Below are 15,789 nucleotides of genomic sequence, written 5' to 3'. Positions count from 1 at the left end.
GAAGATGGCGGCTGCATTCAGCCTGCGTCTGATTGCCTGGAAAATCGCCAAAGAGCCCTGGGACTTGCCTGTACAGGCAAAGCCTGCAAAGATGCTCAACCTCGCACCGCAGACCCACAGAAGCAACATGACCACACTGTTCGTTAACCGCTTGACGGCGATAGACTTCTCTTACCTAGATCCCGCTGCAGGCCTGTTGGGCGAAAGCTGGCTGGTGGATATCGAACTGGACGGCTCACTCGATCATCAGGGCATGGTGCTTGATTTCAGCGAGGTAAAAAAACAGGTCAAGCGCTGTATAGACCAGGAGTTCGACCACCGTTTGCTGGTCCCGGCGCGCTATGCGCATTGCCGGGTCCAGCAGCAGGAGCACCGTTGCGACATCCGCTTTCAACTGACATCAGGGGAGACCCTGGTACACAGCGGCCCAAATAGCGCGGTGACCTTAATCCAGGCGGAAAACATCACTGAAGAGAGTCTGATCCAGGCTATTATCGACCGGCTTCAACCACTTCTGCCGGACAATATCCAGGGATTACGCCTGCGACTCTACGCCGAATCGATAACCGGCGCCTGGTACCGCTACAGCCACGGATTGAAGCATCATGCGGGAAACTGCCAGCGCATCGCTCACGGACACCGCTCCCGCATAATTATTTATCGCAATGGCGTGCGGGACCAACAGCTGGAGGCGAATTGGGCAAACCGCTGGCGGGATATCTATATCGGAACCAGCAGCGACCTGCAGGACTCAGTCCAGCAGGATAATCAGCTGTTCTACCACTTCGGCTATACCGCCAATCAAGGGCTATTCAAACTGGAAATCCCAAGTCACCGCTGCTATCTGGTTGACAGCGACACAACGGTGGAGAACCTGGCCCAGCATATCGCCGATACGCTGAAGCGAGAGCATCCGGATGACGCATTTCGGGTCGAGGCATTTGAAGGCGTGGACAAAGGGGCCGTCGGGCATAGCTGATCCGGAATATCCGCAAGAGGTAAGGGGTCAAGGACCACTGAGAATGAAGGCACACTACGCCTCACCTGTATGGGGGAGCGTTAGCTGGGAGCGGTAAGCCTGCCACTTTGCATGGCGCCCGTTCAAATTACCTCGAGTTGCCGAGGAGCGTGCCCGTCAATTTCCCTCAGGTCGTGCTTTGTCGGGTTACGCCTTCGGCTAACACGACCTACCGCTCAACCCGAAATGTGTCATCGGGTAGGAGCGGCGCCCTCGCCGCGAATTCCGCCCGAGGCGGATCTCCTGCCGCGACGGGAGTTTACCCACCAAGCCCCCTCAGCGATCAAATTCCAGCCGCCGACCCAGCACGGCATCATTGACCCGGCCATTACGGTAGGCCATCTGTCCATTGACGAAGGTGGCGACAATCCTTGAGCGCAACCGCTCGCCTTCCATCGGCGACCAGCCGCACTTGTAGAGCACATCCCGGCGCTCCACACGGGTGGGGTTGTTCAGATCCACCAGCGCCAGATCCGCCCAGTAGCCTTCGCGCAGATAGCCGCGCTGACTGACATTGAACAGGCGTGCCGGGGCATGGCTGGTCTTCTCCACCAGCTGTTCCAGGCTGATCAGACGATCATGATAGAGCTCAAACATCATCGGCAGGGCCCACTGCACCAAAGGCAGCCCGGCGGGCGCCTTGAAGTAGCTGTTGAGTTTTTCATCCAGGGTATGAGGCGCGTGGTCGGTCGCTACCACATCAATCCGCCCCTCCACCAGCGCCTTGCGCAGCGCGTCCCGGTCGGACTTGCTCTTCACCGCCGGATTGCACTTGATAAAGCTCCCCTTGCGCGCATAGTCCCGGTCATCAAAATAGAGATGGTGCACACAGGCCTCGGCGGTGATCCGCTTGGCGTCTGGCGGTCCGGGCTCAAACAGCTCCATCTCCCGCGCCGTGGTCAGGTGCAGCACATGCAGCCGGGTATCATGTTTTTTCGCCAGCTCCACCGCCATGGAGGACGAGAGGTAGCAGGCCTCGGCACTGCGGATCTCCGGATGGCACTCCATCGGCACATCCTCACCATACTTTTCGCGATAAGTCTCCTCCATCTGCTGGATGGTCGGCGTATCTTCACAATGGGTGGCAACCAGCAGTGGCGCATCTCTGAAGATCGCCTCCAGCGCCTCCTCCCTGTTGACCAGCATGTTACCGGTCGAGGCCCCCATGAAGACCTTGATCCCGCACGCCTGCTTCGGGTCCAGGGCCACGATCTCATCCAGGTTATCGTTGGTGGCGCCCAGGTAGAAGGCATAGTTGGCCAGAGACCGGTCGGCCGCCAGAACATATTTCTCCTCCAGCGCCCGACGGGTAGTGGTCTGCGGATTGGTGTTGGGCATATCCATGAAGCTGGTAATACCACCCGCCACCGCCGCCCGGGATTCGCTCCGCATGTCCCCCTTATGGGTGGCTCCCGGCTCGCGAAAATGCACCTGATCATCAATCATTCCGGGAATCAGGGTATGGCCCTCGGCATCCAGAACCCGTGCCTGCTCCGGTACGGCGATCTCCGGCGATATTTGCTCAATCCGTCCGTTGCGGATCAGCAGGTCGCCCTGCAGAATCCGCCCGTCATTCACCATGGATGCATTTTTAATCAGGATTTGCTCGGCCATTGATTACTCGATTCAATAGTTAAAAAGGGAAACAGGAACTACGCCGGGCCCGGGCAGGACCGGGGCTAATCATACTCCCGGTCTTTCCAGCGCCGGATTGCGGTAAACACCTCTGCGCCATCGGTCAGGGCGTGCCCCATATAGCGCTCAGCCGCCACGCGCACCTCCGGCACAGCCACGCGCAGGAACGGATTGGTCGCCAGCTCGGTGCCCAGCTTCGAGGGGACCGTGTTATCCCCCTGTGCGAGCAGTGCCTGGGCCTCCTGCTCGCGCTTCAGGATTGCCGCACTTTCCGGCTCCACCCACTTGGCAAATCCCAGATTGGCCAGGGTATATTCATGGGCACAGTAGACCAGGGTATCCGCCGGCAACCCGGCGATTCGTTGCAGCGATGCATGCATCTGCGCATGGGTACCACCAAAGATCCCCCCGCAGCCGGCAGAAAACAAGGTATCACCACAGAATAGCAGGCCCTCTCCATAATAAGCGATATGGCCCTCGGTATGGCCCGGTACCTCCATCACGCTAAAATCAGCCTCCAGCCCCGGGATCTGCGGGTGCTCCCCCTCCTTCAGCCGGACCTTGATACCGCGTATGGATTCGTTTGCCGGCCCCAGAACGGCGATCCCGGGAAAGGCAAACTGCAGATCCATCACCCCACCGGTGTGATCGATATGTTTGTGGGTAATCAGGATCGCGCTCAAGCGCAATCCACGCGCCTCAAGCCAGGCCAGCACCGGAGCACTCTCGCCCGGATCAACCGCCACAGCCGTCTCACTGCCTGGATTGTGCAGCATCCAGATAAAGTTATCTTTAAATGCCTTGACTGGTGTAACTTCCAACATAGCCTGATATTCCGTCGGTTATTTACCGTAAAGCGTTTCCGGGTCGATCAACGGTTCACTCACGACCTCAACCCGGTCACCGCGCACCGCATTGTAAAAACAGGTGCGGCGGCCGGTATGGCAGGCAGGGCCGGTCTGATCGACCAGTAGCAAAATGGTATCGCCGTCGCAGTCAAAGCGCATATCCTTCAATAACTGTACCTGCCCGGACGATTCGCCCTTGCGCCACAGTTTCTGACGTGAACGGGACCAATAGCAGACCCGCCCCTTCTCCAGGGTCTCATCCAGTGACACCCGATTCATCCATGCCATCATCAGCACTTCACCGGTATCGTGCTGCTGGGCTATGGCCGGGATCAGGCCATCGCTGTTGTACGGAAGACTATCCAGCACCTGCTTCAACGGCAGGCTCTCGCCCAGCTTGAACTTTTCACTCTCTTTCATTATTGGATCCAATCGGTTTGCCTATGCTTTCCAGGGAAATCATACCACCGATAGGACGGCGCAATGTACCCCGGGCCGGTAGAGTGTGACTGATGCCTTACAGGGAAGCAGAGTGGTATACTCATAGGCAAGGTATACCTACCAGGAATCAGGCAGTGACCGAATACACATCAAAATTGAAACAGGCCGGACTCAAGGTCACTCTGCCACGACTCAAAATCCTGGAGATTCTGAGTCAAGGCGAGGGACAACACGCCAGTGCCGAGGATATATACAAAATACTGCTAACCCATGATGAAGATATCGGTGTCGCCACCATCTACCGCGTGCTGACCCAGTGTGAGCAGGCCGGGCTGGTGAAACGCCACCAGTTTGAGGGGGGAAGGGCGGTATTCGAAATCGCCGAGGGCGATCACCACGACCACATCATCTGCGTCCGTTGCGGTGTGGTCAAAGAGTTCAACGACGAAACCATTGAGGCCAGACAGCGCCAGATCGCAGAGAAGGCCGGGTTCAAAATGGCCGAACACAACATGACCCTGTACGGACTCTGTAAAAAATGCCAGCAACTCCCGATGGAGAAATAAATTCGGCATCATGCATATATTCAGAATATCCTTCATCAACCAGGCCAAGGTCTACCAGCTCTACGCCGAGTCGGTCAGACAGGCGGAGGTGTTCGGTTTCCTGGAGATTCGTAATCTGATCTTTGGCGAGACCAGTAGCGTGGTTATTGATCCTGCCGAGGAGAAGCTTAAGGCTGAATTCGGCGGGGTAAGCCGCACCCTGATCCCGATGCATGCAGTCATTCGCGTGGATGAGGTGGAAAAGCGGGGTCAGTGCAAGATCATGGAACTGGACGGCAACGCCAATATCACCCCCTTCCCCAATCCCTGGTTCCGGCCCGACAAGGGCGCGGACAGTTAATGCCCCGAATATCGAACCGGCATTGAGAATAATCATTGTCGACCGGCACACCGCCTTTCATTATAGGATAACTATAATGTTCGGTGATCCCAATGACGGTGAAACGCCCACTGATCATCTATCTGTTGTTGCCGGGACTGTTGCCGCTGGCCGCCTGCTCGCCAGAACCACCGGCCACCGACAAAGAGATGAGCGTGCCTGCCCTGATTACGGCTGCAGAGCAGGGCGATATATCCAGGGTCCAGAACCTGCTCTCAGCGCACGACCCGGTGGACGGCCGGGATAGCTGCCAATGGACCCCACTGATGAAGGCGGCACTTTATGGTCACATCCAGGTAGCGGACCAGCTGATCAAGGCCGGGGCCAGAGTGGACCTGGTCGATAACGGTGGTTACACGGCACTGATGCTGGCTGCCTCGAACAATCATGCCGATCTGGTCAAGGCCCTCCTGGCATGGGGAGCCAACCCGAACCTGCAGGAGTCCACCAAAGGCTGGACGGCACTGATCTGGGCCGCCAAGCGGGGGCACCTGGAGAGTGTCTCAGCACTGATCAACGGCGGAGCCACCGTCGGCACGATAGATTTTGCAGGAGAAACCGCCCGCTCCTGGGCAGATAAAAACCATCACCCCCAAGTAATTCGATTATTGGACAGTTCCTGAGATCGGCGCAGCCAAAAAGCACACGCCGGCAACTAAAACCTGACCGCCATGGCAAGGAAGATCCATCATGAACATCAGCAATGATCAAGAGTTAAAAAACGCCCTGAACAACCTTCCAAGAGAGCAGCAACGCCTGCTCGGCGCACGCTTCACCCAGAGCGTATGCGAACAGGTGGATAATCCAAGTTTGATGAGTGCGTTGAAAGTGGCCCTGATATCGGACAGTACCGACCAGGAGCTGAAGGATGCCTTCAAGGTGGCGAAATCCATCGCCACCAAGACCTATACCGCCTGTGGTCGTGACGCAGACTGGGGTCTGCAGGCGGAACACTTCATCGCCGCTGCCTGTGCCGCCGCGCTGACTCCCGACGCACTGATAACGGAAAACTATAACGCCGCCTGGAAAGCCGCCATTCAATCACGCATGGCAAAAAACTGCCTGATGATCGAAAGCGACTCCGGTGAACTGGAAAATGAAGCCGACAGGCAGTACAGGCTGACCGAGAAGTTTCTGGGTGAATGATCGCGACAGATCAAAACCCTGAAATTCACGTTGAAAATTTGGTCGCCCTAAGGCGTATTATCGGCTGGTAATCTTTTGCACCGGGCCGAAGCCTTTTATGGCGAGACGCCGCGCGGACAACCATAGGATGGGCGACGCTTATCACTCCCGGCTCGCCCCTCGCCCGCATAGGCGAAGCGTAGCGTGCCCATTAAACACTGAGCAGGTGATAATGAAAGACCAACTAACCGCACTGATTGCGGATGCCCTGCATCCGGATCATCTCGAAGTAATCGATGAGAGCCACATGCACAACGTGCCAAAGGGCGCACAATCCCATTTCAAGATTGTGGTCGTCAGTGACCAGTTTGAGGGCCTGCCCCTGGTAGCACGTCATCGCAAGATCAACGGCCTGATCAAGCCACTGTTTTCAGGCAGCCTGCATGCCCTGGCGTTACATACCATGACACCGGCAGAGTGGGAATCACGGCGCGGCAGCGCCCCCGACTCGCCCCAATGCATGGGTGGATCGAAGTAAGGAATCCGGCGATTTTGGGATCGGAGTCAAGACGTCTCCGCTCTAACCCCCTGCCCCCGCTTGCACTTTCCCGGTTTTTTCCTTACTTTCAGTAAACCATAATAATGAAAGGGGGGTGGGTATGACGATTTGTTCACAAATCAAGGGCTATGCACGCAATCATGAACGGATTGCCGACTTCTCATCGCTCCTGGCGGTAGCCCTGCTGTTTTCCACTATCTGGATCGTCATTGATTATCAGGCCAGTATCTTCAGCTGGACCCAACAAAGCATCCTGCTGCACGGCCCGGCAGTCATACTCCTGCTGGTACTGGATGTCTTTCTCATCATCATGCTGTTGAATATCGGCTCCACCCGCCTCGAAGGCCCGGGTGATAATCAATCAGATCGCTGCTTCGGCACCTTTCGGGGGCGACGCCATGGGGGCTTCAACCTCGGCACCGCATTTCGCAACTGGGTCCAACATATTGAACAGGTCAACAAGAAACACCGCTGAACCCGTGTGCCGGGAAACTCCGGGCACGGGGGGCGCGACCCGGGGCCTGTATCGAATCCTCATCACCGCACTCATACTGGCCCTGCTGACCGGCTGCGCCTCCATGGCCAGGGAGCGACTGGCAACCAACCTGGCCAGTGCGATGCTGAACCAGGATGATCCCGATATTGTCCGGGCCGGGGCTCCGGCCTATCTGCTGTTACTCGACGGCATGATACACGATAACCCGAACGATCAATCCCTGCTGCTGGCCGGCTCCCGCCTTTATGGTGCCTTTGCCACCGGGCTGATCCGTGAACCGGTCCGGGTCAAGCGGCTTACCCAGCGTTCCTGGGAATATGCCCAACTGGCATTTTGTGCCCGATACAGGGAGATCTGTGAACAGACGGATGCCCGCTATGACCAGTTTGCTGCAACTGTCGACCGAATCGCACCAGGCGAACTGAACCTGCTCTACGTATATGCCACCAGCTGGGCCGGCTGGATCGCCGCCCGCAGCGACGACTGGGGCGCACTGGCCGATCTGCCCAAGGTGGAACACCTGTTGGAGCGGATCATCGCCCAGGCACCGGAATATGACCAGGGCCGGGCACAGCTCTATCTGGGGGTCATGCACTCCCAGCTACCACCGGCACTGGGCGGCAAGCCGGAAATCGGCAAGGCGCATTTTGAACTGGCAATCACCTACTCCGGCGGGCACGACCTGATGGCCAAGGTGGAATACGCCCGACGCTATGCGCGGCTGGTGTTTGATCAACCGCTACATGACCGACTGCTGCATGAAGTACTGGCGGCCCCGGCGCAGGCGCCAGATCTGACCCTGAGTAACATCCTGGCAAAACAGCAAGCCGAACTGCTGCTGAAGGATGAGTACTTCTAGGAGTTTGTCGGGCTTGACCGATCGTCGCGAGGGAAAGCCGATTTGTTCCGCACGTCCCTGTGCTCCACCCCTTCGGGGTTGGCACGTCAATCGCTCCAGGCGATTGAATGAGACAGATTTTTTGATCTTTCGAGGCGAGAAGTGGTGCAAGGATGCACCGTTTACGGACCTAAGGATGGAATAGTGGACCTATTCAACGAGGAAGATCGAAAAATATGGCCAAATCCGGCTTTTCCGCAGTAGGTCAGCGTTAAGTCCGACAGACTCCTAGACTCTGCCGTGGCAGAATAAGCATCAAGATTACGCCAATTAAAAACAATGCCTGGATGCCCCATGCCAAAACGCCTGCTCATACTGCTGCTCTTGCTGATCCCCGCCACCCAGATCCACGCTACCACATTGAAGATAGCCACACTGGCACCGGACGGCACCAGCTGGATGAACATGCTTCGATCCGGTGCCAAAGAGCTCGAACAACGCACCGATGGGCGAGTAAAACTGCGCTTCTATCCCGGTGGCGTGATGGGCAACGACAATAGCGTGCTGAGAAAGATCCGTATCGGGCAGCTGCACGGAGGCGCCCTTACCGCCGGCGGACTCGCAGCCATCTACCCCGACATTCAAATATACAGCTTTCCGTTTTTGTTTCGCTCATTTGCCGAAGTGGACTTTGTTCGCGAACGCATGGATCCACTGTTGATGGCCGGCTTGAAAAAAGCTGGATTCGTCAGTTACGGCATCAGTGAAGGGGGGTTCGCATACCTGATGTCGCAGCAGCCGCTGGGGAACGTGGAACAGCTGCTGAAACGCAAGATCTGGACCCCGGAAGGAGATCAGATCAGCCTCAGCGCCTTCCAAAGCATCGGCGTCTCACCGGTGCCACTGCCCCTGACCGACGTACTGACCGGGCTGCAGACCGGCCTGATCGATACCGTCGGCTCATCTCCATCCGGCGCCATTGCGCTACAGTGGCACACCCGGATCAAGTATGTGGCCGATATCCCGCTGATCTATCTGTATGGCACCCTGGTGATCCGCGAGCAGGCGCTGAAGAACATCGCTCCCGATGATCGAAAAATCCTTAGGGAGGTCATGGCGGATCGGTTTCGGCAGATCAACCAGCAGATCAGAAACGACAACCTGGGAGCCCGGCAGGTGCTGGAACAGCGAGGCATCCAGTTTCATCAGCCGAAGGATGGAGAGCGTGAAAGCTGGCAGCAGTTGATTGGCAAGGTGGAGGCGGATTTGAAAAAGGAAAATCAGCTTGACCCGGTGCTCTTCCAACAGATTCAACAGCTGCTGGATGATTTCAGGAAAACGCAGAGGTAAGGCATGAAGACCCGCAACCTGCTGGCCGACCTGCCGGACACCGGCCGGGAAGAACAGATGGAAATGCTGGCCGGGAACCGCCACGCCAGACTACTGCGCATTATCAGTCCACCCCGCTTCAACTCAAGGCCGTTTCTGCAGCAGGAGGACGAGTGGGTGATGGTGCTGCAAGGTGAGGGAACCCTGGAAGTGGAGGGAAAGCGCCTCCAACTCGCTGCGGGCGACAGCCTGCTGATACCCGCCGGAACACCCCATCGGGTGGTAGACACGTCCACCGACCCACTCTGCATCTGGCTGGCACTGCACCTGGACTGTTTTATCCCGTCTCCCGGAGAGACAACTTGAGAGTGAGACTGGATCGGGCAAGAGCACAGCTCCAGCGGCTGGAGGACCTGCTGCTTGCTCTGCTGCTCACGGCCATGATCCTGCTTGCCACCAGCCAGATCCTGATGCGCAACCTCTGGGACTACAGCCTCGCCTGGGGAGACCCGACCCTGCGGCTGATGGTACTGTGGATTACCCTGCTGGGCGCCATGGCGGCGACCCGGGACAATAACCACATCCGCATTGACCTGCTCACCCGCTACCTCCCGGAATCGGCCGGCCGTATCGCCCGCCGACTGACCGATGGCTTCACCGCGCTGGTATGCCTCCTGCTGGCATGGCATTCAGCGAGGTTCGTGCTGTTTGAATACGAGGATGGCAGCCGTTTTCTCGACCTCCTGCCGATCTGGCCGTTTCAGCTCGTCATGCCGGTCGGTTTTTCCATCATCGCCCTGCGACTGCTGCTCAGCAGCTTCACAGGGCATCCGCGGCAAAGGGAGGCCGGATGATCCTGACCGGTCTGCTGCTGTTGCTGCTGGCGCTGCTGGGTGCGCCGCTGTTCGGCATTATCGCCGCCAGTGCCTTGCTCGGCTTCTACCGCTCCGATATCGACCTGTCGGTCGTGGCCATCGAGTTCTACCGGATCGCCGAGATGCCGGTACTACTTGCGATACCGCTGTTCACCTTCGCCGGCTATCTGCTGAGTGAGAGCGGCGCCCCGCGCCGTCTGGTACGCCTCACCCAGGCACTGCTGGGGTGGATGCCGGGCGGCCTGGCGCTGGTCTCCCTGGTAGCCTGCGCCCTGTTCACCGCCTTTACCGGGGCATCCGGTGTCACCATCGTGGCCCTCGGGGCCCTGCTCTACCCGGCCCTGACCCAGTCCGGTTACCGGGACAACTTCAGTCTTGGTCTGGTCACTACCTCCGGCAGTCTAGGACTGCTGTTCGCCCCGGCGCTGCCGCTGATTCTCTACGCGGTGATCGCCCAACAGCTGGGCATTGCCCATAACATCACCGTGGACGCGATGTTTCTGGCGGGGATTCTGCCCGGCCTGCTGATGCTGAGCCTGCTGGCCGCCTGGTCCATCTTTTCCAATCGCTCCCTGCCCCTGACCCCCTTCTCCGCGAGCGAGGCGCTGGCGGCCGTGAAGGATGCCATCTGGGAGCTGCCGCTGCCCATCGTTGTGCTGGGGGGTATCTACAGCGGCTTCTTCGCCATCTCCGAGGCCGCCGCGGTGACTGCCTGTTATGTGCTGCTGGTGGAGGTACTGATCCTGCGCGAGATCCCGCTCGGCAAACTTCCGGTGGTTATGCGTGAATCCATGGTGCTGGTGGGAGGCATCCTGTTGATCCTCGGGCTCTCCCTCGCCTCCACCAACTACCTGATCGACGCCGGGGTACCGAGCTTGCTGTTCGAGACCATTCGGGAGCTGGTCAACGACAAGCTGACCTTCCTGATTCTGCTCAATATCTTTCTGCTGATCCTCGGCACCATGCTGGACATTTTCTCCGCCCTGGTGCTGATGGTGCCGCTGCTGTTGCCGATCGCCATCGGCTACGGTATCGACCCGGTCCATCTCGGGATCATTTTCCTGGCCAACATGCAGATCGGCTATTTCACCCCGCCGGTGGGGATGAACCTGTTCATCGCCAGCTACCGCTTCAACAAACCGGTACTGCAGCTCTATCTGGCCACCCTGCCCTGGTTCCTGATTCTGCTGGCGGCTCTGCTGGTAATCACCTACTGGCCCTGGCTGTCACTCGCCTTGTTATAGAGCCGTTGTCGGCTTACGCTGCGCCAAGACGACCTACCAACGGGAAAGGAACAATACCGTAGGTTGAATCAACCCGCGGGGCGTAATACAACATCCAACAGACCATGTCACGGAAATCGGCAGCACCTAGCGATGCCCCAGCAGGGCGTCCAGATGGGCCAGCACGCTGCGGGCCAGGGAGCCATGTTCATAACCCCCTTCCAGGGTCGAGACAATACGCCCCTCGGCATACTGGTCGGCAATGTCCTTAAGCAGGGAGGTTACCCAGTCATAGTCCGCCTCGCGCAAACGAAGGTGACTCATATCATCCGAGATGTGGGCATCGAAACCGGCGGAGATCATTACCAGTTGCGGCTTGAAGTGGTGCAGGGCGGGCACCCAGTGCGCCTCCACCTGTTTACGGAACTCGGCGCCATTCGCCCCCGCCGGGAGGGTGATATTGACGATGTGGTCCGTGTCCGTCTCATGCCCGGTAAAGGGATAAAAAGGGTGCTGAAAGCTGGAGCAGAACAGCACCCTGGGATCGGTGGCGAAAATATGTTCGGTACCGTTGCCGTGGTGCACGTCAAAATCGATAATCGCGACCCGCTCCAGTCCATACTGCGCAATTGCATGGGCCGCACCCACCGCCACGTTATTGAAATAACAGAAGCCCATGGCGCGATCACGCTCGGCATGATGGCCGGGCGGGCGTATGGCGCAAAACGCCGAGGTCACCTCTTTGCTCATCACCAGATCAACACCCATCACTACCCCGCCGACTGCGCGCAGCGCCGCGTTCAGGGTATTCGGCATCATAAAGGTATCGCCATCCAGCTCCAGAATCCCTTCATGAGGCGCATCGGTAAACAGCATGCTGATGTAATCCGGATCGTGCGCCAGCTCCAGCTGCTCGCGCTTCGCCAGCGGGGCCTCGTACTGGTTCAAGGCGAGCTCCATTCCGGTACTGATCAACAGGTCCTGAATGGCACGCAGGCGCCCCGGCTGTTCCGGATGATCTTGACCAACATCATGCAACAGGCAATCGGGATGTGAAATATAGGCTATAGGCAAAACTCAACCCTCAAAAAAATGTAAAATCACCCTCACGCTGGAGTCTGTCGGGCTTGACCGATCGTAGCAAGGGAAGGCCGGTTTGAGACAGATTTTCCGATCTTTCGAGACGAATAGTGGAGCTATTCAACGAGAAAGATCGGAGAATATGGCCAAATCCGGCTTTTCCGCAGTAGATCAGTGTTAAGTCCGACAGACTCCTAAACTACTCTATTCTTTTCCCACGCAACAGGCAAAAAGACAATGGGCCCACACCATCTCGACACTCTTTTCTCGCCCAAGAGCATCGCCGTATTCGGCGCCAGCGAAAAGCCGGAAAGTATCGGCACCCGGGTCTTTAAAAATCTGCTTCAGGCCGGTTTCAAGGGCGAGCTTTACCCGGTCAACCCCAGCCATAAATCGGTTCAGGGTCATGCCTGTTTCAAACAGATCGGTGATATCGAACACCCGGTCGATCTGGCGGTGATCACTGCACCGGCAAAGACCGTGCCGGCAATTATCCGTGAATGTGGTGAACAGGGTGTTCGGGCCGCAGTGATCCTGACTCCGGGGTTTCGTGAAACCGGTCCGGCGGGTGCACGTATCGAGCGGTCGATTCTGGAGACCGCCAGGCACTACAATCTGCGTCTAGTCGGACCCAACTGCCTGGGCCTGATGCGCCCCAGCGTCGGGCTGGACGCCACCTTCCTGGAGACGCCCGCACCGGCCGGTGGTCTGGCACTGGTCTCCCAGTCCGGTGCCCTCTGCACCGCTATTCTGGACTGGGCAAAACCCCATCAGCTCGGTTTCTCTACCGTGGTCTCGCTGGGCAATGCCATCGATATCGATTTTGGTGACGTCCTGGATTACCTGGCTTCAGACTACAAGACATCGGCCATCCTGCTCTATATCGAGGGGATTCACGATGCCCGGGCGTTCATGAGCGGCCTGCGTACAGCCGCCCGCGCCAAGCCGGTCATTGTGCTGAAGGTCGGCCGGCATGCCAGGGGATCACAGGCGGCCAGTACCCATACCGGGGCCATGATCGGCTCAGATGATGTGTTTGATGCCGCACTGGAACGGGCCGGCGTGGTCAGAGCCATGACCTTCGGACAACTGTTCGCCGCCGCGGAAATACTCTCGGCCGGGAAAAAGGTCAATGGCAACCGGTTGGCCATTATCACCAACGGGGGAGGCCCCGGCGTCCTGGCCACTGACCGGGCAGAGGACTTGCGGGTCGAAATAGCCCATCTGAGTGATGAGACAGTTGCCGCCCTGGACAAGCACCTGCCGGGCAACTGGTCCCACAGCAACCCCATCGACATCACCGGCGATGCCGGTGCGGAGGCCTATGGCGAGGCGGTCAAGGCGTGCCTGAAGGACCCCGGGGTGGATGGCATCCTCACCCTGTTCACCCCCCTGCCCATGAGCAATCCGCTGGATTCGGCCCAGACTGTGATCGAGGCGGCCAAGGAGAGAAAGGGCAAGCCGGTACTGGCGTGCTGGATGGGGGAGACCCGCATTCGCGAGGCGCGGGAACGACTGTCGTCCAACCACCTTCCCAGCTTTATCACACCGGAGCGGGCGGTCGAGGCGTTTGCCTACCTCTCCCGACACTGCCAGAACCAGAAGCTGCTGCTGCAGACTCCGGGACCGCTCTCGGATCAGCGCGAACCCGATGTGGAGGGAGTCCGGCTGATCATGGAGGCCGCACTGGCTGAGGGTCGGGAAATGCTCTCCGATCTGGAATCAAAGGCGGTATTGCGCGCCTTTCACATCCCCTGCACCCAGACCATTGAGGCCGGCACGCCCACTCAGGCCCTGGTGGCAGCGGAGACGGTCGGCTTTCCGGTGGCGCTGAAGATCAACTCCCCAGACATCAGCCACAAATCAGATGTGGGAGGGGTGCGGCTGAATATCACCAACGCCCCGGAGGTCCATAGCGCCTTCAAGTCGCTGGTAGAGTCGGTGCAGAAGCGGCACCCGGAGATGAAGATTCTGGGAGTTACGGTGGAACCCATGTCTTCCAACCCCAATACCCGGGAGCTGATGGTCGGGGTGAAGCGTGACCCGGTCTTCGGCCCGGTCATTGCCTTCGGCTCCGGAGGCACTGCCGTGGAAATACTGCGTGACAGTGCCGTGGCCCTGCCACCACTCAACAGCCTGCTGGCACAGCGCCTGATCGCCCGTACCCGCGCGGCCAAACTGCTGGAACCGTTTCGGCAGATGTCTGCAGTCAACCCGGAGGATGTGGAGCATGTGCTGTTGCGGGTATCCGACATGGTCTGTGAACTACCCCATATCAAGGAGATGGATATCAATCCATTGCTGGCGGATGAGCATGGCGTTGTGGCGGCAGATGTGCGTATTCGAGTGGCGCGGCCCTCTACGGCACCCATTCCCTACGCCCACATGGCCATCCACCCCTACCCCTCCCAACTGGTCAACCGCTTCCACCTGCCAGACGGCACTGCCCTGACCATACGCCCGATCCGCCCGGAAGATGCCGACACGGAGCAGGAGTTCGTGCGTAACATGTCACCGGAAGCAAAATATTTCCGTTTTATGCAGACCATCGATGAGCTGACACCCGAGATGCTGGCGCGCTTTACCCAGCCCGACTACGACCGGGAGATGGCACTGATCGCGGTTATTAACGAAAATGGCAAACGGACCCAGCTGGGCGTGGCCCGCTACACCGTCAACCCCGACAGCCAATCCTGCGAATTTGCCCTGGCGGTACTGGATACCAAACGCCGCATGGGCATCGGCTCAAAACTGATGGAAGCACTGATGGAAGCAGCCAGAACCCGGGGCATCCGCCTGATCGAGGGTGAGGTGCTGTCGGATAACAACCGCATGCTGTCATTGATGCGTAGACTGGGTTTTGCCATCCGCAATTCCCCGGAAGACACCGGCATAAGGATTGTTGAGCGCTGGCTGTGAGACGAGCTGCCGGGGTGCCCCCCTGGCCTGCAGGAGGCCAGCCCTCGGGCCGATTGGTCGCGGCACTGTCGTGGATCGATCATCGCGGCGAGGGCGCCGCTCCTACAGGCAGGTAGGCCGCAAGGTGGGTTAGGTGCGCCTTGCGCGGGAGGTGGCCGTTTACACTGCACCATGCGCGCGCCGCTAACCCAAATATGGTCTCCTCCCCATTTGCAAGGCATTAGATCTCGATGGCAGGGACAAGTTGCTACCATATATCCGGCCTGTTATCGAAGCGACTCTTGGCTTCTGGCCTTGATGAGCATGCGCACATACCGTCCTTATCNCCCTATCGTTCTCGTAAACTGTGGGCACGCCAGGTTTTCGGTATGCCGGTCTGACCTGTGTTGTCATCGAGGGTCTCTTGCCTTCGCAACTCTGGGTAGGTTTGTCATCTCCTCCGGTTGACCTGCTGTGTC

Annotated in this window: 17 protein-coding genes; 13 read left to right on the top strand and 4 right to left on the bottom strand. The window is 58.4% G+C overall.

Going from position 1 to position 15,789, the window contains the following annotated elements; genetic code table 11:
* Positions 1–4 precede the first annotated feature (4 nt).
* Positions 5–979, top strand: a complete 975-nt coding sequence (locus A3GO_RS0101830; protein WP_245621641.1) for a 6-pyruvoyl trahydropterin synthase family protein — start codon at positions 5–7, stop codon at positions 977–979.
* 315 nt (positions 980–1,294) lie between these two features.
* Here the strand turns inward: A3GO_RS0101830 and A3GO_RS0101825 are convergent, their stop codons facing one another.
* From A3GO_RS0101825 to hisI, 3 genes are all read right to left on the bottom strand, one after another.
* Entirely contained in the window at positions 1,295–2,632 is a 1,338-nt protein-coding gene (locus tag A3GO_RS0101825; RefSeq protein ID WP_037374536.1) for a dihydroorotase, read from the bottom strand.
* Between the two features lie 65 nt (positions 2,633–2,697).
* A complete protein-coding gene (gene gloB, locus A3GO_RS0101820; RefSeq protein ID WP_029131945.1) occupies positions 2,698–3,477 on the bottom strand; it encodes a hydroxyacylglutathione hydrolase in 780 nt (259 codons plus the stop codon).
* A gap of 18 nt (positions 3,478–3,495) precedes the next feature.
* Positions 3,496–3,921, bottom strand: a complete 426-nt coding sequence (hisI, locus tag A3GO_RS0101815; protein ID WP_051301747.1) for a phosphoribosyl-AMP cyclohydrolase — start codon at positions 3,919–3,921, stop codon at positions 3,496–3,498.
* Positions 3,922–4,076: 155 nt separating this feature from the next.
* Here hisI and fur point away from each other — a divergent pair, with 155 nt between their 5' ends.
* The 11 genes from fur to A3GO_RS0101760 all read left to right on the top strand — a co-directional run bounded on the left by fur (position 4,077) and on the right by A3GO_RS0101760 (position 11,353).
* The gene (gene fur / locus A3GO_RS0101810) at positions 4,077–4,508 is read left to right on the top strand and encodes a ferric iron uptake transcriptional regulator (RefSeq protein WP_029131943.1); all 432 of its coding nucleotides are present in this window, start codon (positions 4,077–4,079) and stop codon (positions 4,506–4,508) included.
* 10 nt (positions 4,509–4,518) lie between these two features.
* The gene (locus tag A3GO_RS0101805) at positions 4,519–4,848 is read left to right on the top strand and encodes a DUF1820 family protein (RefSeq protein WP_029131942.1); all 330 of its coding nucleotides are present in this window, start codon (positions 4,519–4,521) and stop codon (positions 4,846–4,848) included.
* Between the two features lie 92 nt (positions 4,849–4,940).
* Positions 4,941–5,510 (top strand): ankyrin repeat domain-containing protein, encoded by a 570-nt coding sequence (locus tag A3GO_RS0101800; RefSeq protein ID WP_029131941.1) that lies wholly within the window; start codon positions 4,941–4,943, stop codon positions 5,508–5,510.
* Positions 5,511–5,577: 67 nt separating this feature from the next.
* Positions 5,578–6,033 (top strand): hypothetical protein, encoded by a 456-nt coding sequence (locus tag A3GO_RS0101795; protein WP_037374535.1) that lies wholly within the window; start codon positions 5,578–5,580, stop codon positions 6,031–6,033.
* A 205-nt stretch (positions 6,034–6,238) separates the two neighbouring features.
* The gene (locus tag A3GO_RS0101790) at positions 6,239–6,550 is read left to right on the top strand and encodes a BolA family protein (protein ID WP_029131939.1); all 312 of its coding nucleotides are present in this window, start codon (positions 6,239–6,241) and stop codon (positions 6,548–6,550) included.
* Positions 6,551–6,671: 121 nt separating this feature from the next.
* Positions 6,672–7,046 (top strand): hypothetical protein, encoded by a 375-nt coding sequence (locus tag A3GO_RS0101785; protein ID WP_029131938.1) that lies wholly within the window; start codon positions 6,672–6,674, stop codon positions 7,044–7,046.
* Positions 7,047–7,050: 4 nt separating this feature from the next.
* Complete coding sequence (locus tag A3GO_RS0101780) at positions 7,051–7,926, top strand: TRAP transporter TatT component family protein (RefSeq protein WP_245621640.1); 876 nt, start codon at positions 7,051–7,053, stop codon at positions 7,924–7,926.
* A 333-nt stretch (positions 7,927–8,259) separates the two neighbouring features.
* On the top strand, positions 8,260–9,255 hold the full coding sequence (locus A3GO_RS0101775; protein ID WP_029131936.1) for a TRAP transporter substrate-binding protein: 996 nt from the start codon (positions 8,260–8,262) through the stop codon (positions 9,253–9,255).
* 3 nt (positions 9,256–9,258) lie between these two features.
* Entirely contained in the window at positions 9,259–9,600 is a 342-nt protein-coding gene (locus A3GO_RS0101770) for a cupin domain-containing protein (protein WP_051301746.1), read from the top strand.
* 2 nt (positions 9,601–9,602) lie between these two features.
* Entirely contained in the window at positions 9,603–10,088 is a 486-nt protein-coding gene (locus A3GO_RS0101765; RefSeq protein WP_245621648.1) for a TRAP transporter small permease, read from the top strand.
* Positions 10,085–11,353 carry a TRAP transporter large permease gene (locus A3GO_RS0101760; RefSeq protein WP_037374533.1) on the top strand — a complete coding sequence of 423 codons (1,269 nt, stop codon included), beginning with the start codon at positions 10,085–10,087 and terminating at the stop codon, positions 11,351–11,353. Before A3GO_RS0101765 ends, A3GO_RS0101760 begins: the two co-directional genes overlap by 4 nt.
* Positions 11,354–11,479: 126 nt before the next feature.
* Here the strand turns inward: A3GO_RS0101760 and A3GO_RS0101755 are convergent, their stop codons facing one another.
* A complete protein-coding gene (locus A3GO_RS0101755; protein ID WP_321528909.1) occupies positions 11,480–12,370 on the bottom strand; it encodes a histone deacetylase family protein in 891 nt (296 codons plus the stop codon).
* Between the two features lie 279 nt (positions 12,371–12,649).
* Here A3GO_RS0101755 and A3GO_RS0101750 point away from each other — a divergent pair, with 279 nt between their 5' ends.
* On the top strand, positions 12,650–15,331 hold the full coding sequence (locus A3GO_RS0101750; protein WP_029131931.1) for a bifunctional acetate--CoA ligase family protein/GNAT family N-acetyltransferase: 2,682 nt from the start codon (positions 12,650–12,652) through the stop codon (positions 15,329–15,331).
* Positions 15,332–15,789 lie beyond the last annotated feature (458 nt).

The organism is Sedimenticola selenatireducens DSM 17993, from assembly GCF_000428045.1.
GTDB classification, from domain to species: Bacteria; Pseudomonadota; Gammaproteobacteria; order Chromatiales; family Chromatiaceae; genus Sedimenticola; species Sedimenticola selenatireducens.
The sequence above is the reverse complement of the archived record's forward strand: the minus strand, read 5'-3'. Positions and strand labels throughout refer to the sequence as shown.